This window comes from Pseudomonas frederiksbergensis, from assembly GCF_001952935.1.
GTDB classification, from domain to species: domain Bacteria; phylum Pseudomonadota; class Gammaproteobacteria; order Pseudomonadales; family Pseudomonadaceae; genus Aquipseudomonas; species Aquipseudomonas frederiksbergensis.
This window is the reverse complement of the sequence record NZ_CP018319.1, coordinates 2,569,820-2,586,934: the sequence shown is the minus strand read 5'-3', so window position 1 is coordinate 2,586,934 and position 17,115 is coordinate 2,569,820. Positions and strand designations below refer to the sequence as shown.

Sequence of the window (17,115 nt, the reverse complement as noted above, 5' to 3'; positions counted from 1 at the left end):
TGCCTGGTCGACGTAGCACGGCGCGGGGTCACAACGAACGGCAGGTTTCATCATGCCGAGCATAGACGCCCTCGCCGATCGCTTATCGACCTACCTCGGCAAGGACCAGGTCAACCTGGTCCGCCGAGCGTACTTCTACGCCGAACAAGCCCACGACGGCCAACGCCGCCGTAGCGGTGAGGCGTACGTCACGCACCCACTCGCGGTTGCGAATATTCTTGCCGACATGCACATGGACCATCAGAGCCTGATGGCTGCGATGCTGCATGACGTGATCGAAGACACCGGTATTGCCAAGGAAGCGCTGCAAGCGCAATTCGGCGAAACCGTGGCCGAACTGGTCGACGGGGTCAGCAAACTGACCCAGATGAACTTCGAGACCAAGGCCGAAGCCCAGGCTGAAAACTTCCAGAAAATGGCCATGGCCATGGCCCGCGACATTCGCGTGATCCTGGTCAAACTGGCTGACCGCCTGCACAACATGCGGACCCTGGAAGTCCTGTCCGGCGAAAAACGCCGACGGATCGCCAAGGAAACCCTGGAAATCTATGCGCCTATTGCCAATCGGCTGGGCATGCACGCCATCCGCATAGAATTCGAAGACCTCGGCTTCAAGGCGATGCACCCGATGCGTTCCGCGCGGATCAACCAGGCGGTCAAGCGCGCCCGGGGCAACCGCAAGGAAATCGTCAACAAGATCGAAGAATCACTCAGCCACTGCCTGGCCATCGACGGCATTCAGGGTGAGGTCAGCGGTCGTCAGAAACACCTTTACGGCATCTACAAGAAAATGCGCGGCAAGCGTCGGGCCTTCAACGAGATCATGGACGTCTATGCGTTCCGGATCATCGTCGACAAGGTCGATACCTGCTACCGCGTGCTGGGCGCTGTACATAATTTGTACAAACCGTTGCCAGGTCGCTTCAAGGATTACATCGCGATCCCCAAGGCCAACGGCTACCAGTCGCTGCACACCACGCTGTTCGGCATGCACGGTGTACCGATCGAAATCCAGATCCGCACCCGTGAAATGGAAGAAATGGCCAACAACGGCATCGCTGCCCATTGGCTGTACAAATCCAGCGGCGACGAGCAGCCAAAAGGCACGCATGCCCGCGCCCGGCAGTGGGTCAAAGGCGTGCTGGAGATGCAGCAACGGGCCGGCAACTCGCTGGAATTCATCGAGAGCGTGAAGATCGACCTGTTCCCGGACGAGGTCTACGTGTTCACGCCCAAAGGCCGGATCATGGAGTTGCCCAAAGGCTCCACGGCGGTCGACTTCGCTTACGCGGTGCATACCGACGTGGGCAACAGCTGCATTGCCTGTCGGATCAATCGTCGTCTCGCACCGCTGTCCGAACCGCTGCAAAGCGGTTCCACGGTCGAGATCGTCAGCGCTCCCGGCGCGCGACCGAATCCGGCGTGGCTCAACTTCGTGGTCACTGGCAAGGCGCGGACTCACATCCGCCATGCGTTGAAACTGCAGCGCCGCTCCGAGTCCATCAGCCTCGGCGAACGCCTGCTGAACAAGGTTCTCAACGGTTTCGACAGCTCGCTGGAGAAAGTAGCCGCCGAGCGCGTCAAGGCGATGCTCACCGAGTACCGCCTGGAACTGATCGAAGACCTGCTCGAAGACATCGGTCTGGGCAATCGCATGGCTTACGTAGTCGCCCGCCGACTGCTGGGTGAAGGCGAGCAACTGCCGAGCGCGGAAGGCCCGCTGGCGATTCGCGGCACCGAAGGCCTGGTGCTCAGTTACGCCAAGTGCTGCACGCCGATCCCCGGCGACCCGATTGTCGGCCACCTGTCCGCGGGCAAAGGCATGGTCGTGCACCTGGACAACTGTCGCAACATTAGCGAAATCCGCCACAACCCAGAAAAATGCATCCAGCTCTCGTGGGCCAAGGATGTCACCGGCGAATTCAATGTCGAACTGCGCGTCGAGCTGGAACACCAGCGCGGCCTGATCGCTTTGCTGGCCAGCAGCGTCAACGCGGCCGACGGCAATATCGAAAAAATCAGCATGGACGAACGCGATGGCCGCATCAGCGTGGTCCAACTGGTGGTCAGCGTGCACGACCGCGTACACCTGGCCCGCGTAATCAAGAAACTGCGTGCACTGACCGGGGTGATTCGCATCACCCGCATGCGTGCCTAAGCCACCCCATTACAAGGAGTCATTCATGACCAAAACAGTTATCACCAGCGACAAGGCCCCGGCCGCCATTGGCACTTACTCCCAGGCGATCAAGGCCGGCAACACCGTTTACATGTCGGGTCAAATTCCTCTGGACCCAAAAACCATGGAACTGGTTGAAGGCTTCGAAGCCCAGACCGTCCAGGTGTTCGAGAACCTCAAAGCCGTGGCTGAAGCCGCTGGCGGTTCGTTCAAGGACATCGTCAAACTGAACATCTTCCTCACCGATCTGAGCCACTTCGCCAAGGTCAACGAGATCATGGGCAAGTACTTTGACCAGCCTTACCCTGCCCGCGCCGCCATCGGCGTAGCAGCCCTGCCAAAGGGTTCGCAGGTTGAGATGGATGCCATTCTGGTCATCGAGTAATGTGTCCGGCGCAGCCTTCCAAAGGCTGCGCCGATCTTGTTTTGAAAGGATTCCACCATGCGCCAAGCGCTAGCTCTCTCGCTGGTCGCCCTACTCTTGGGCGGTTGTGCCAGCAACCCTGCCGATCGTGATATCAGCGGCACCTGGATCAATCAGGCGGCGATCGATGCTGCAGCCAAAGGCGGCCCGCTACGCGAAGCGCTCCAGGCTTATGGCCCGAACCTGGAATGGGACGTCAATACCAAGGCCGGCCAGGCCCGCTACACCAACGGTTTTGAAAATGTCGACGGCAAGCTGCTGGGCGAAGAGTCCGGCGCCTGGAAGGTCGACTTTTATGGCAGCTCCGCCAGTGAGCTCAAGCGTGACGGCAAGCAACTGAGCCAGGTCGCCAGCGACAATGAGCCGGAGCAAGTCTTCGACCGCGCGCAAGTTACGGTGCCGGACGGCGCACCGATAGGTGCCAGTTTTGAACGCGCACTGTACTCGGCCTACATGGGCGGTAGCTGGAAAGTCGTCAGCGGTCCCGGTGAAGGCAATACCGTGCAATTCCAGGCTGATGGCCAGGTTGCCGGCCTGCCGGGGGCGGATCGTTATGCCTTGTGTCTGGCAGGCGATTGCGCGTCGATGAGCGGCGGTAATGACAATATGTGGTTACAGGCGAATGGTCAGGGCAATACCTGGATCTTTGCGCGCAAGGGCAAGGAACTGGAAATCCTCCAGGCAGTGAACACCGCACAGGCGGATGAAATGCCGCAGTTCACCCCGGGTAATCGCAAGTGGTTGCTGGAAAAACAGTGATACAGAATACAGGAGCCTACGGGCTCCTTTTTCTTTAGCCTGCACCGTCGAATTCTTTGCCCCCTCAAGGATTGATCATGCGCCCACTGCTTATCCTTGGCCTATTGCTGCTCGGCGGTTGCACCTCCATGCCCGCAGAAACGGATATCAGTGGTATCTGGATCAATCAGGCGGCCATCGATGCAGCGGCCCAAGGCCAGTCTTTACGTGAAGCCCTGAACACCCATGGTCGGAATCTGGAATGGGACATCAATACCCACACCAGCAAGGCGCAAGTGAGCAGCGGTTTTGAGGTGGGTGCAGGCCAACTGCTGCAAAAGTCACCCAATGCCTGGACCGTCGACTACAACGGCTACGGCACTGACGAGCTGCGCCTGGATGGCAAGCGACTGACTCAACTGGCCAAGGAGCAAGTCCCCCAGCAGGTGTTCAGTCGCCCCAGCAAGACCGCCAAAACGAAAACAGGGTGGGTTGATACCTTCCGGAACGCCTTGAACGCTGCTTACATGGGCGGACAGTGGGAAATCATCGACAGTCACGGAACAGGCCAAATGGTCGTGTTTACGGAAGATGGCCACGTTTCGGGGTTACCGGGAACCGATCGATACGAGTTATGCCTTGACGGTGATTGCGCCAGCCAAGGTGCAGGCAATGACACCTTGTATCTGGGCACGGGCGACCTGAGTGACACATGGATTTTCGTTCGCAAAGGCAAGCAACTGGAGATTTTCCAGGCAATCAATCAATCCCGGCCAGACGAAATCCCCCACTTCACCCCCGGCCCACGCCAGTGGCTGTTGGTAAAACAATGACCCAAAAACAAAGGCGCCCGCAGGCGCCTGTTGTTTAGAGGCTCGCTCAGCTCAACCCCCCTGGGCAAGTATCGCGGCGTAGCCTTCGCGGTAACTCGGGTACTTCAGTGTCCAGCCCAAGGCTTTCGCCCGGGCATTGCTGCATTGCTTGCTGCCAGTGCGGCGCACGCTCGCGTCTTCGGCCCATTCGGTCACGCCCAGATACTCACGCAACCAGCCCACCACTTCGGCCAGCGGCGCAGGCGCGTCGTCTACACCAATGTAGATGTCATCCAGCGCTACACCGCGACGATCCGCTTCAAGCAGACACGCCAGCAACCCCGCCGCGTCGTCGGCGTGAATGCGATTGCCGTACAACGGTGGGTCGACAGCCACGCGATAACCCCGACGGACCTGAGTCAGCAGCCATTCGCGACCTGGGCCGTAAATGCCGGTCAAACGTACGATGCTGGCCGGGATGCCACTATCGAGCGCCACTTGCTCCGCCTCCAGCATCAATCGACCCGAATAGCCTGTTGCAATGGTCGGCGAGGTCTCATCGACCCACTCGCCATCCTGCTGGCCATACACACTGCTGCTGGAAACGAACAGCAGGCGATTGGGCACCTGCCCATAGTCGTTCAGCCACTCCAGCACATGCTGCAAACCCTGCACATAAGCAGCGCGGTAACCCGCCTCATCGTGATCGGTGGCGGCCGCGCAATACACCAGGTAATCCAACGCACCGACTGGCCAGGTCGCTGGACAGTCTTCATTGAACAAGTCACCGGCAACGCCAATTACCCCCGCAGGCAGACGTGAGACGTCACGCCTCAGACCATGAACCTCCCACCCGCCTGCCAGCAATTGCGTAGCCAGACGACTGCCAACATCACCGCAGCCGGCGATCAAAACAGAAGGCGCAGACATCAGAAAACTCCCATCAGAAAGGCACAGACTAGCGCTGGCAATGGACAAGCGGCTAGCAATGAAGGAAAAAAAGATACTCTATTACTTTTGTTAACAAGAATTACTTGCAATAATGCCCGCCACTTTTGTTCTCGGCCTCACGAGGCCTGGAAGAACATTTACCGTCTTTTTCTTTCTCAGGTCCGGCCAGCATGACACGCAATCAATTCCCCGCTTCGCCAACCAAACGACCTCGCGCCTGGAGCGCAGTGGCCGCCCTGCTGCTCAGCCTGATGCTGGCGCCGACCGCCGCTTTCGCTGACGCACAAGCGCCCGCCGCTCCGGCCGCCACCGCTGCTCCAGCTCCAGCTCCAGCCGCTCAGGTTACGCCGGTTGCGACCGATCCAGCCCAAGCCGTAGACACTACCGGCGAAGACGTTCCGCAAGTCCTCGAGGCCGACAACTCCCTGGGCATGGCCCATGACCTGTCGCCGTGGGGCATGTACCAGAACGCCGATATCATCGTGAAAATCGTGATGATCGGCCTGGCCATCGCCTCGATCATCACCTGGACCATCTGGATCGCCAAGGGTTTCGAGCTGATGGGCGCCAAACGTCGCCTGCGCACCGAAATCGTCCACCTGAAAAAAGCCACCACGCTCAGAGAAGCCAGCGCTTCAGCCACCAAGCAAGGCACCCTCGCCAATTTGCTGGTGCATGACGCCCTGGAAGAGATGCGTTTGTCGGTCAACAGTCGCGAGAAAGAAGGCATCAAGGAACGCGTTGCCTTCCGTCTCGAGCGCCTGGTTGCAGCCTGCGGTCGCAACATGAGCAGCGGCACCGGCGTACTCGCCACCATCGGTTCCACCGCGCCGTTCGTCGGCCTGTTCGGTACCGTGTGGGGCATCATGAACAGCTTCATCGGCATCGCCAAAACCCAGACCACCAACCTCGCCGTGGTGGCTCCCGGCATCGCCGAAGCCCTGCTGGCAACCGCGCTGGGTCTGGTTGCAGCGATTCCGGCCGTGGTGATCTACAACGTCTTTGCCCGCTCGATTGCCGGTTACAAGGCACAAGTCTCCGATGCCTCGGCTGAAGTCCTGCTGCTGGTTAGCCGTGACCTCGATCACCTGCCGACCACCGAGCGCTCCGTGCAACCCCACATGGTCAAAGTAGGGTAATCAGCCATGGGCTTGCATTTGAAAGAAGGCGCAGACGACGATCTGGCCGAGAACCACGAAATCAACGTCACACCGTTCATCGACGTGATGCTGGTGCTGTTGATCATCTTCATGGTGGCGGCCCCGCTCGCCACCGTGGACATCAAGGTCGACCTGCCTGCTTCCAGCGCCAAACCGGCGCCACGGCCAGAGAAACCCGTGTTCCTCAGCGTCAAGGCTGACCAGCGCCTGTTCCTCGGCGAAGACGAAGTGAAGGCCGAAGCACTCGGCGCCACCCTCGACGCCAGGACCCAAGGCAAGAAAGACACGACGATCTTCTTCCAGGCTGACAAAGGCGTGGATTACGGCGACTTGATGAGCGTGATGGACAACCTGCGCTCTGCCGGTTACCTGAAGGTGGGTCTGGTCGGACTCGAGACGGCAGTCAAGAAATGATCACGACGCGCCAAAAGTTGACGCGTTACAGCACGAGCCTGGCCGTGGTGCTGGGCGTCCATGCGCTGGCCATTGCGCTGGCGCTGAACTGGACCTCGCGCCCACCGATCGAGCTGCCGCCGCAGGCGATGATGGTCGAGTTGGCGCCGGTTCCGGCCCCGCCACCGCCGGCACCGCCGAAGGTGATAACGCCGCCACAGCCACCCGCCCCGGTGGAAGAACTGCCGATACCGAAGCTGGCTGAAGTGCCAAAGGCGGAGATCGCGGTGCCGAAACCGGTCAAACCCAAGCCAAAGCCTCAACCGCCCAAGCCTGTGGAGAAAAAGCCGGAGCCGCCTAAAGAGAAGCCGTCCGAGGAAAAACCGAGCGACGCGCAACCGACTCGGGCGCCAACGGAGAAATCCGCTCAGCCGGCACCGGGCCCATCACCGGCGCAGCAAGCGGCCAAGGCCAGCTGGCAAGGCACCCTGCTCGCTCACTTGGCCAAGTACAAGAAGTACCCGGCCAGTGCGCAGGCGCGGGGCAAGGAAGGCATGAACCGTCTGCGCTTCGTGGTGGATGGGGAAGGTAACGTGTTGTCGTTCGAACTGGTGGGCGGCTCTGGTACAGCGGATCTGGACCGGGCGACCCTGGAAATGATCCGCCGCGCCCAGCCACTGCCCAAGCCACCGGCGGACATGTTGACCAACGGCGCCATCGAAATCGTTGCACCGTTTGTTTACTCGCTGGAAAAACGCCGGCGTTAAACCACCGCCGAACCATTGTGGGAGCGAGCCTGCTCGCGAAGAGGCCATCACATCCAACATCCATGTTGACTGATACATCGCTTTCGCGAGCAGGCTCGCTCCCACAGAGATCTCCGGCAGCAGGAATATCTGTGAAAGGCACCCGAAAGGTGCCTTTTGCATATCCGCCAGCGGCAAACCTGCTTTGCCCTGTGTCACTCAACGCACTCAGTCTGATAACGTGCGTCTATCGATTGCAGCCGGTATGCTTGGCCCGCAACTTCATGGACGCTTGCTATGACTCTTACAGAATTACGCTACATCGTTACCCTCGCCCAAGAGCAGCACTTCGGCCACGCCGCCGAGCGTTGCCACGTCAGCCAGCCGACCCTGTCGGTGGGCGTGAAAAAGCTTGAAGACGAACTCGGTGTGCTGATTTTCGAGCGCAGCAAGAGTGCCGTGCGCCTGACCCCAGTCGGCGAAGGCATCGTTGCCCAGGCGCAGAAAGTGCTGGAACAGGCCCAAGGCATCCGCGAACTGGCCCAGGCCGGCAAGAACCAGCTGACCGCACCGCTGAAAGTCGGCGCCATCTACACCGTCGGCCCGTACCTGTTTCCGCACCTGATTCCACAACTGCACCGGGTCGCCCCGCAGATGCCGTTGTACATAGAAGAAAACTTCACCCACGTGCTGCGCGACAAACTGCGCAACGGCGAGCTCGACGCGATCATCATCGCCCTGCCGTTCAACGAAGCCGACGTGCTGACCCTGCAGCTCTACGACGAACCGTTCTACGTCCTGATGCCGGCCCAGCACCCCTGGACCCAAAAAGAATCCATCGACGCCGCCCTGCTCAACGACAAGAGCTTACTGCTGCTCGGCGAAGGCCACTGTTTCCGCGATCAAGTGCTGGAAGCCTGCCCGACCCTGGCCAAAGGCAATGACGGCGCCAAGCACACCACGGTGGAATCCAGCTCCCTGGAAACCATCCGCCACATGGTTGCGTCCGGCCTGGGTATCTCGATCCTGCCGCTGTCGGCGGTGGACAGCCATCACTACGCTCCCGGTGTGATCGAAGTGCGTCCACTGACGCCGCCGGTGCCGTTCCGCACCGTGGCCATCGCCTGGCGCGCGAGCTTTCCGCGGCCGAAGGCGATTGAAATCCTCGCTGACTCCATTCGCCTGTGCTCGGTGGCCAAGCCGCAAGCACCGGTGGTTGCGGCCTAAGTCGCTGCCATGACCGAGTTGTCGCAAGTGTCGGTGACGGCACTCAAGGGTGTCGGCGAAGCCATGGCCGAGAAGTTGGCCAAGGTCGGCCTGGAGAATCTCCAGGACGTGCTTTTCCACCTGCCGCTGCGCTATCAGGACCGCACTCGCGTGGTTCCGATCGGCCATTTGCGACCCGGGCAAGACGCCGTGATCGAAGGCACCGTCAGTGGCGCCGATGTGGTCATGGGCCGCCGCCGCAGCCTGGTGGTGCGCCTGCAGGACGGCACTGGCGGGCTCAGCCTGCGTTTCTACCATTTCAGTAACGCCCAGAAAGAAGGCCTCAAACGCGGCACGCGCATTCGCTGCTACGGCGAAGCACGGCCCGGTGCGTCGGGGCTGGAAATCTACCACCCGGAATACCGCGCCATCACCGGCGACGAGCCGCCGCCGGTGGACGAAACCCTCACCCCGGTTTACCCGCTCACCGAAGGCCTGACCCAACAGCGCTTGCGCCAATTGTGCATGCAAACCCTGACGATGCTCGGCCCCACCAGCCTGCCCGACTGGCTGCCGACCGAACTGGCGCGGGACTATCAACTGGCGCCGCTGGCCGATGCGATTCGCTACTTGCACCACCCGCCGGCCGATGCCGATGTCGACGAACTCGCCCTCGGTCATCACTGGGCGCAGCACCGTCTGGCCTTTGAAGAACTGCTGACACACCAACTGTCCCAGCAGCGCCTGCGCGAGAGCATGCGTTCCCTGCGCGCGCCAGCGATGCCGAAAGCCACCAAGCTGCCGGCTCAATATCTGGCCAACCTCGGTTTCACCCCGACCGGCGCTCAGCAACGAGTCGGCAACGAAATCGCCTACGACCTCAGTCAGCACGAGCCGATGCTGCGGTTGATTCAGGGCGACGTCGGCGCGGGTAAAACCGTGGTCGCTGCCCTCGCCGCGTTGCAGGCGCTGGAGGCCGGATATCAAGTGGCGCTGATGGCGCCCACCGAAATCCTCGCCGAGCAGCACTTCATCACCTTCAAGCGCTGGCTCGAGCCGCTGGGAATTGAAGTTGCGTGGCTGGCCGGCAAGCTCAAAGGCAAGAACCGCGTGGCCGCACTGGAGCAGATTGCCAACGGCACACCCATGGTGGTCGGCACCCACGCGCTGTTCCAGGACGAAGTGCAGTTCAAAAACCTCGCGCTGGCGATCATCGACGAACAGCACCGCTTCGGCGTGCAGCAGCGCCTGGCATTGCGGCAGAAAGGCGTCGGCGGGCGGATGTGTCCGCACCAACTGATCATGACCGCGACGCCAATTCCCCGGACGCTGGCCATGAGCGCCTACGCCGACCTCGACACCTCGATCCTCGACGAACTGCCGCCCGGCCGGACGCCGGTGAACACCGTGCTGATCACCGATACCCGGCGCGTCGAAGTCATCGAGCGGGTACGCAGCGCTTGCGCTGAAGGGCGCCAGGCCTATTGGGTGTGCACGCTGATTGAAGAGTCGGAAGAGCTGACCTGCCAGGCCGCCGAAACCACTTACGAAGACCTCACCGCCGCCCTCGGCGAACTGAAGGTCGGGCTGATCCACGGGCGCATGAAGCCTGTCGAGAAAGCCGCGGTCATGGCCGAATTCAAGGCCGGCAACCTGCAACTGCTGGTCGCCACCACGGTGATTGAAGTCGGCGTCGACGTGCCCAACGCCAGCCTGATGATCATCGAAAACCCGGAACGCCTCGGGCTTGCGCAATTGCACCAGCTGCGCGGTCGTGTCGGTCGGGGCAGCGCGGCCAGTCATTGCGTGCTGCTTTACCATCCGCCGCTGTCCCAGATCGGTCGTCAGCGTTTGGGCATCATGCGCGAAACCAACGACGGGTTTGTCATCGCCGAGAAAGACCTTGAGCTGCGCGGCCCCGGCGAAATGCTCGGTACGCGCCAGACCGGCCTGCTGCAATTCAAGGTCGCTGACCTGATGCGCGACGCCGATCTGCTGCCCGCCGTGCGCGACGCCGCCCAGGCGTTGCTGGAGCGCTGGCCGGATCACGTCAGCCCGCTGCTCGACCGCTGGCTACGTCATGGGCAGCAATACGGCCAAGTGTGAGCACCGTCGCAGTTTCTGAACCACCGTTCTGAGCAAGCTGGTTATACTCCTGCCATTGTTTTACAACGGATACAGACCATGACCGAAGTTGCCCTCGCACCCGCCACCCCGCACGCTCCGTCGGTTATTCGGCTGATGCTGGGCAAATTGGGTATCGCCTACGAAGAAGTCATCGACCATCACGGCCTGAACGCCGCACGCAAAATGCAGGCTGTTCTGCTCGATGACGCCGTGGGCACCCTCATGGTGCTGTTCCCGCAGAACCAATTGCTGGACCTCAACAGCCTCGCTGAATTGACGGGCCGCCGCCTCACCGCCGTGTCGACCGAACGGCTGGTAAAAATGCTCGGCAAACACAACCTGAGCCTGCTGCCCGGCATGCCGGCGCTTACCAGTACACCGTGCCTGTATGAAGAAAGCCTGCTGCGCGAGCCGAAGTTGCTGATCAACTCGGGCGAGCCGGGCGTGTTGCTGGAGATCACCAGCGAAGACTTCAAGACCATGCTCACCAAGGCCAGCGCCGCCAACTTCGGCGAAGCCCTGACCAGCATTCGCCCGAACCTGGACCGCCCTCACGATGACCGCGAGGAAATCACCCAGGCCGTTCAAGCGTTCACCGCGCGACGCATCCAGCAACGCCTGGAAGAGACCATCGAAATTCCGCCGCTGGCCGAGACCGCGCAGAAAATCATCAAACTGCGCGTCGACCCCAACGCCACCATCGACGACATCACCGGCGTCGTCGAAACCGACCCTGCCCTGGCCGCACAAGTCGTGAGCTGGGCAGCCTCGCCGTACTACGCGTCGCCGGGCAAGATTCGTTCAGTAGAAGACGCCATCGTGCGGGTGCTGGGTTTCGACCTGGTGATCAACCTGGCGCTGGGCCTGGCTCTGGGCAAAACCCTGAGCCTGCCAAAAGACCATCCGCAACACACCACGCCGTACTGGCAGCAATCGATCTACACCGCCGCCGTCATCGAAGGCCTGACCCGCGCCATGCCCCGCGCCCAGCGCCCGGAAGCCGGCCTGACCTACCTCGCCGGCCTGCTGCACAACTTCGGCTACTTGCTGCTGGCCCACGTGTTCCCACCGCACTTCTCGCTGATCTGCCGCCACCTGGAGGTCAACCCGCACCTGTGCCACAGCTACGTCGAGCAGCACTTGCTGGGCATCAGCCGTGAACAGATCGGCTCGTGGCTGATGCGTTACTGGGACATGCCTGAAGAACTGGCCACCGCGCTGCGCTTCCAGCACGACCCGAGTTACGACGGCGATTACGCCGAGTACCCGAACCTCGTGTGCCTGGCGGTGCGCTTGCTGCGTAGTCGCGGAGTCGGGTCCGGGCCGGATGAAGACATCCCGGATGCGTTACTGGAGCGTGTGGGGCTGACGCGCGACAAGGCCAACGACGTGGTCAGCAAGGTTCTGGAAGCAGAAGTGCTGCTGCGTGAACTGGCTTCGCAATTCAGCCAACCCTGAAAAGCTTCGCGGGCAAGCCTCGCTCCTACGGATCACCAAAACCCTGTAGGAGCGAGGCTTGCCCGCGATGAATCCACCTCGGTCTAACTGACCACCAACCCCTGTGACGAGGGGACTTGTCCCCGTTCGACTGCGCAGCAGTCGCAAACCCAGCCAACACGGTATGTCAGATACACCCAAGGTCTCAGGCTTTAGGGCCGCTTCGCAGCCCAACGGGGACAAGTCCCCTCGCCACAAGGTTTACCATCGACCTCAAGCCTTGGCTTTTACCTTCGCCTTCCTCGGCTTCAAATACTTGGTCAACCCCTGGAACCAGATCACCAGCGCCGGGTTGCCCTTGATCTGGATCGACTTGTCCTGAATCCCCGTCATGAACGCCAACTGCTTGTTCTTCGCCTGCATCGTGGCAAAGCCATATGCGGCGTCTTTAAAGGCAATTGCAAACGCTGGCTCGGCGTACACGCCGGACTTGCTGGTGATGCGCTGATCCTTCACAAAGAAATGCCGCGCCACTTTCCCATCCAGGGTCTGTAGCTGAAACACCAGCTCCTTATCACCCAACTGCTGCTGAAACGCAGGATTAGTCCGACTGGCCTTACCCATCAACAAACCCAGCATCCACAGAAGAAAACGAAATTTCATGCGCACAGCCTCAGAGAAAAGTGAACGGCCGGCGCAGTGTAGCGGCTTCATGCAAGAACGCCACTATCTGCTTACGTTAGAAGAAGATGAACTACTTTTCCCGCATGATGACCGCCAAGTCACATTTTCCAACCACCGCCCCCCGCGTACCTGATCGTTCCCACGCTCCCGCGTGGGAATGCATCCCGTGACGCTCCGCGTCACTTCCCGATACCGTCCCTACACCTGAAGAAACCCAATCCTTGATCCCCCCAAACCTCTCGGACATTTCCTTCAACACGCCACGCGCAGTCAGCCATTACGCCCGCAGTCGCGCAGACGTTGCAGCCAAGGCGAAATGCCGCCCATGGCGGTGCGCGCGAATGTGTCACGCAGTTGCGCGGCAGTGACGGTCCGCTTTGCCACATCGAAAGCCAACGCCGTTCGCAGGGCTGGCCAGCAATGCTTCGGGAGATTCCCGGGGGCGTGCAACTGGCGGTCGAGGTGGCCGTCGCGGGCCTCGGTCGAGGGCAAGCGGCGGAACGGGTGTCGCTATCGGTGGTCGAGGCGGACTATTTGGCATACGTCTTCGTGGCAAAGGCGAGTGGGTCAACATCGACCGCTTACGGAAGAATCCAGAGCCTCAATGAACGTGAAAACTTCCGGTAGCTGACACCGATGACAGTGCTTGTTTAAAACGTTTAAAGGTTACTTCCTGCAAGCTACAACACCTTGCGTCATTGCCTACGGCTACGCCAGAATCCGCCGGCTTGTGCGCCTTAGCCTTGGCCTCTATCGTTTCCCTGTCACTGCCCATCAGTGATCGGGTTTAGTAGCCCGTCGATGTCAAGACGCACAACGTCTCTATCAAGCAGGCAGCCCATGCCCGCACTTGATGGCGGTTGTGTGCAGGGCGCTTCGGCGCGCCGATTTCTTGGCTCATCGGTCTACTAACCTGTGCACAGCTGCCACCCTAACGTTTAGTAGCGAACGGGTTGCAGCCTCACTCATCTGAGGATTGAGCCAATGTTCAAGGTCACACCAAATCCGCCGGAAACCGATCCGGCATCGCCCTACGAATCACTCGATTCGAACAAGCTCCACGAAGCCGCCGAACGCGCCCTCGACCATCACTTCCCACCCACCGAAAAGAAACCATCAAAACGCAACGACCAGCTCTTCAGCGTCAGCCCGGGCATCAACCCTGAAACCCTTCTCGCCAATGCCTCGGAAGATTTGCTGTCCATCAGCGCCATCGCCGCCAACCTCGCCGACGATGTGGACGGCTCACGCCGCTCCGTAGCCCTGGCGCTCAGCCGCATGGCCGATGGGGTGCATTTGTTAGTGGAGCGAATGCTGGATCATCTGGATGAGCCGGAAATGGCGGCCATACTCGCCAAGCAGCAAAGCCGAACCTGCTGACTCGCCAAGCAGTAAAAAACCCCGATGAGTGTGTCCCACCCATCGGGGTTTTTCTCGGCACGGCGCCAAGGGGTCGCCCGTACAAAGCACCCCCACGCGTAGCGCGTGGGAATGCCTGAAGGCCTACAGAAAACTCAATCAAACATTCGGGCAAGGCACCGGTGCCCAGTCGCCCAGGTCCGGGTTTTTGCACATGCTGTTGACCTGAGTGGTGCCGGCGCTGGCGACCTGCTTGCTTTCAGCCTGTTTGGCTTTTGCGGTCTGCAGGGTTTTCTCGGTGGTGACCGCTTCTTTCGGCACGGCTGGCAGCACCGGTTTTTTCGCCGGTTTCACCGCTTTTTTGCTCTTGGTCGGTGCCACGACCGGCGTGGTGTCGGCAGTTGCCACGGTGACCACGTCAGTGCGCTGCACGCCTACTTGCTGCAGGTCTTTTTCGTAGGCCTGGGTGTAGTTGTTCAGGTCTTCGCTGGCTTTACCGTTTACCGCGACGATCAGGTCGTTGGACTCCTTGAGGCCCGCGACGATTTCTACCAGACGCTTGCGGCCTTCGGTGTCGCTGACAGTCTTGGCCTTGCGGTCGGCGACCAGTTTGGTAAATGCGTTCTGGTAGCACTGTTGCGAAGTCTTGGCGTACGCCGTGCTGCGATCGATGTCGGCAGCGCTTTTGTTGACGTCGGTGGCGTAGGAGGCGATGCGCTGGTTGTCATCCGTGATCTGCTTCTGGCGCTCGGTGTAGTAACCGGCCGCGCCACCCGCCACGGCACCGCCCGCTGCACCGATGGCGGCGTTGCGGCCACGGTTCTCGGAATCGACCAGGGCGCCCAGCAGGGCACCGCCGACAGCGCCGACAGCCGCGCCGGTGACGACCGACTTGGTCATGTTCGAATCGGTGGCACGCAGGTGCTGCACCGGCTCGTAGCAGTTCGGGTAGTACTCGACCTTGGTGCTCGAAGCGACCTTGGAGGTCGGCGACGTGGCGCAACCGGTCAGTACGGTGCTGAAGCCAACGGCCATCAGCAGCAGATGACGCTTGGAAAGCGAAGCAATTGTTTTACGGGAGGAAAGCATGGTTGTGTTCTCTTTTAAGTTTGACTAGCTCAGCACGGCCCACCGCCGCCTGAGTCCCTTCCAAGCTCGCTGTACAACGAACGATCAAGACCGCTGAGCGTTCGATGCGAGCAGTTCCTTCAATATCGCCGCCGGGTCGGCTCGTCGTTGCTGACGATAATCACCGACATGGCGAACGAATAACGTTGCGCGCGTGACCAGGCTTTTGCCCAGTACCGGCTTGCGCTCCAACTCTTCCTTGATGCGTTGAAACTGCGCCTGGATCACGGCATCGGTGTAGCGCGTGCCGGTCGCCAGGTTGTCGATGTAGATCGCTACCGCGCCGTCCAGCGCGCTGCGACCGTTGTCGATGGCGGTAGCGAACAGCTTGGCGCTGGCCTCGTCCTTGGCGTCCAAGGCCTGTTGGCGACTCTTCTGTAAATTGGTCAGGCGAATGTTGTAGTTGTTGACGGTTTCGGCCACCAGGGCTGCCGACTGGATCAGGTTGCCGGCCGCTTCCTCGCGCTGCTGGGCGATGAGCGAGACGTTGCGCTTGAGCTCTTCGTTGACCAGCCCCAACTCGGCTTGCAGGCGCGGATCGACGCTGGCGGCAATGATGCTGTCCAGGCGTTTGGTCGGGTCCTGGGCGTCGTCGATGGCATCGGTCAGCGAAGCCAGCCGACCTTCTTTCTGCCATTGGGCAAACAGTTCCTTGTAGCGCGAACGTGGCGCCGACAACGCGCCAATCGCCACCCGGAACCCGGTGGTTTCGTTGCTTTGCTCGGTGCCGTCGGCGGCGAACAGCGGGTACTCGCGACGCATCCCGGTGAACAAGGTGCCCTCGCCTTCCAGGTAGTTGCCGCCCTTGACCACGAAACCGCCATAGGTGCCCTGGCGGCGTCCGGCGTGCACGAGCTGGAAAGATTCCTGGACCATCTCGGCGGCGTTGCCGATCACGTCGAACAGGCCGATGGGGTTGGGCAGTTTGGTACCGATCGGCATCAGCCGCGCGGCCTGGCCGGTGCCGCCGGCGACCTGGTTGAAAACTGCCCAGTCCGCCAGTGGGCCGTCGCTTTCGCTGCCCTCCTGACGACGGGGAAACAGCCGCCCTTCCAAATCCTGACGGCTGATGGCCTGCCCGCCACGAGCAGCGAATTCCCATTCGACCTCGGTCGGCAAGCGCACAAAACCCAGCCCGCCCTCCTCCGCCGAGGTACCACGACCGCTCACTGGCAGCAGCTCCTTGTGGTATTTCATCAGCCAGGCGCTGTACACCGCCGAGAAGCGTTCGGCCTCGAAGCGCGACAATTTCACCTTGGGCAAACGCCCGGCCATGCCTTGCGGCGCCTCGGCTTGCAAGGCCTCGCAGGCCGGCGCCGGCTCGCCGCTGGCCAGCGATTGCGCCTGGGCCATGACCTGGGCGTATTGGCGGGCGGTGACTTCGTATTTGCCGATGAAATAGAGCATCGGTTTGAGTGGAGTCTTGGCGTCCGTCTTGGGCATCAACGGCGTAATGGTCTTGCCCCAATCCTTGGGCAGATCCTTGAGGGTGAACTGGCCGTTGATAAAGTCCCGGCGGTAACCGGAGATGAACGACTGTTGATAACCGGCCTCGCCCTCGCTGAAGGGATAGCCGAGGCTGATCTCGCGGTCGTCCAGCGTGCCTTGAGCCAGGATGTAGACGTAGCGGAACACCATCTGCCCTTCGCACGGCAGCGGCAGGCTGACGTCGTCGGCCAGCGGCTTGGGGTTGTCCAGTTTGTCGGTGCTTTCATCGGCACCCACCAGACTAGCCATGCCCATGCTGGCCAGGCTCAGCGCCACGGCGGCG

General features: G+C 61.0%; 15 protein-coding genes and 1 pseudogene. 11 read left to right on the top strand and 5 right to left on the bottom strand.

Annotated elements, in window-relative coordinates; translation table 11 throughout:
* Nucleotides 1-52: 52 nt before the first annotated feature.
* The 4 genes from spoT to PFAS1_RS11865 all read left to right on the top strand — a co-directional run bounded on the left by spoT (nucleotide 53) and on the right by PFAS1_RS11865 (nucleotide 4,174).
* On the top strand, nucleotides 53-2,158 hold the full coding sequence (gene spoT, locus PFAS1_RS11880; RefSeq protein ID WP_033059343.1) for a bifunctional GTP diphosphokinase/guanosine-3',5'-bis pyrophosphate 3'-pyrophosphohydrolase: 2,106 nt from the start codon (nucleotides 53-55) through the stop codon (nucleotides 2,156-2,158).
* Nucleotides 2,159-2,183: 25 nt separating this feature from the next.
* Nucleotides 2,184-2,564, top strand: a complete 381-nt coding sequence (locus PFAS1_RS11875) for a RidA family protein (RefSeq protein ID WP_003229509.1) — start codon at nucleotides 2,184-2,186, stop codon at nucleotides 2,562-2,564.
* A 57-nt stretch (nucleotides 2,565-2,621) separates the two neighbouring features.
* Nucleotides 2,622-3,362, top strand: coding sequence for a hypothetical protein (locus PFAS1_RS11870; protein WP_074871972.1), 741 nt, complete (start codon nucleotides 2,622-2,624; stop codon nucleotides 3,360-3,362).
* Nucleotides 3,363-3,439: 77 nt separating this feature from the next.
* Nucleotides 3,440-4,174: a hypothetical protein gene (locus PFAS1_RS11865; protein ID WP_076029286.1), complete on the top strand. Its 735-nt coding sequence runs from the start codon at nucleotides 3,440-3,442 to the stop codon at nucleotides 4,172-4,174.
* A gap of 51 nt (nucleotides 4,175-4,225) precedes the next feature.
* On the opposite strand, the gene PFAS1_RS11860 is transcribed toward PFAS1_RS11865, so the two are convergent.
* Complete coding sequence (locus PFAS1_RS11860; protein ID WP_076029285.1) at nucleotides 4,226-5,083, bottom strand: SDR family oxidoreductase; 858 nt, start codon at nucleotides 5,081-5,083, stop codon at nucleotides 4,226-4,228.
* Between the two features lie 191 nt (nucleotides 5,084-5,274).
* Here PFAS1_RS11860 and exbB point away from each other — a divergent pair, with 191 nt between their 5' ends.
* The 6 genes from exbB (at nucleotide 5,275) to PFAS1_RS11830 (ending at nucleotide 12,194) form a co-directional block, all read left to right on the top strand.
* Nucleotides 5,275-6,243 (top strand): tonB-system energizer ExbB, encoded by a 969-nt coding sequence (exbB, locus tag PFAS1_RS11855; RefSeq protein ID WP_076029284.1) that lies wholly within the window; start codon nucleotides 5,275-5,277, stop codon nucleotides 6,241-6,243.
* A 6-nt stretch (nucleotides 6,244-6,249) separates the two neighbouring features.
* Entirely contained in the window at nucleotides 6,250-6,678 is a 429-nt protein-coding gene (gene exbD / locus PFAS1_RS11850; RefSeq protein ID WP_010465232.1) for a TonB system transport protein ExbD, read from the top strand.
* On the top strand, nucleotides 6,675-7,424 hold the full coding sequence (locus PFAS1_RS11845) for a TonB family protein (RefSeq protein ID WP_076029283.1): 750 nt from the start codon (nucleotides 6,675-6,677) through the stop codon (nucleotides 7,422-7,424). The genes exbD and PFAS1_RS11845 overlap by 4 nt, the downstream gene beginning before the upstream one ends.
* A 276-nt stretch (nucleotides 7,425-7,700) precedes the next feature.
* Nucleotides 7,701-8,630 carry a hydrogen peroxide-inducible genes activator gene (locus PFAS1_RS11840; RefSeq protein ID WP_008150125.1) on the top strand — a complete coding sequence of 310 codons (930 nt, stop codon included), beginning with the start codon at nucleotides 7,701-7,703 and terminating at the stop codon, nucleotides 8,628-8,630.
* 9 nt (nucleotides 8,631-8,639) lie between these two features.
* The gene (gene recG, locus PFAS1_RS11835; RefSeq protein WP_074871985.1) at nucleotides 8,640-10,715 is read left to right on the top strand and encodes an ATP-dependent DNA helicase RecG; all 2,076 of its coding nucleotides are present in this window, start codon (nucleotides 8,640-8,642) and stop codon (nucleotides 10,713-10,715) included.
* A 78-nt stretch (nucleotides 10,716-10,793) separates the two neighbouring features.
* Nucleotides 10,794-12,194, top strand: a complete 1,401-nt coding sequence (locus PFAS1_RS11830) for an aminoacyl-tRNA deacylase and HDOD domain-containing protein (RefSeq protein ID WP_076029282.1) — start codon at nucleotides 10,794-10,796, stop codon at nucleotides 12,192-12,194.
* 252 nt (nucleotides 12,195-12,446) lie between these two features.
* On the opposite strand, the gene PFAS1_RS11825 is transcribed toward PFAS1_RS11830, so the two are convergent.
* Together PFAS1_RS11825 and PFAS1_RS11820 are read right to left on the bottom strand one after the other, a co-directional pair.
* Entirely contained in the window at nucleotides 12,447-12,836 is a 390-nt protein-coding gene (locus tag PFAS1_RS11825) for a hypothetical protein (protein WP_056738657.1), read from the bottom strand.
* 291 nt (nucleotides 12,837-13,127) lie between these two features.
* Nucleotides 13,128-13,367, bottom strand: a pseudogene (locus tag PFAS1_RS11820) (hypothetical protein); the annotation flags it as partial.
* Between the two features lie 474 nt (nucleotides 13,368-13,841).
* Here PFAS1_RS11820 and PFAS1_RS11815 point away from each other — a divergent pair.
* Complete coding sequence (locus tag PFAS1_RS11815) at nucleotides 13,842-14,237, top strand: DUF6124 family protein (protein WP_076029281.1); 396 nt, start codon at nucleotides 13,842-13,844, stop codon at nucleotides 14,235-14,237.
* A 138-nt stretch (nucleotides 14,238-14,375) separates the two neighbouring features.
* On the opposite strand, the gene tagQ is transcribed toward PFAS1_RS11815, so the two are convergent.
* On the bottom strand, nucleotides 14,376-15,305 hold the full coding sequence (gene tagQ, locus PFAS1_RS11810) for a type VI secretion system-associated lipoprotein TagQ (protein WP_074872025.1): 930 nt from the start codon (nucleotides 15,303-15,305) through the stop codon (nucleotides 14,376-14,378).
* A gap of 84 nt (nucleotides 15,306-15,389) precedes the next feature.
* Nucleotides 15,390-17,087, bottom strand: coding sequence for a formylglycine-generating enzyme family protein (locus PFAS1_RS11805; protein WP_232252253.1), 1,698 nt, complete (start codon nucleotides 17,085-17,087; stop codon nucleotides 15,390-15,392).
* Between the last annotated feature and the right edge of the window lie 28 nt (nucleotides 17,088-17,115).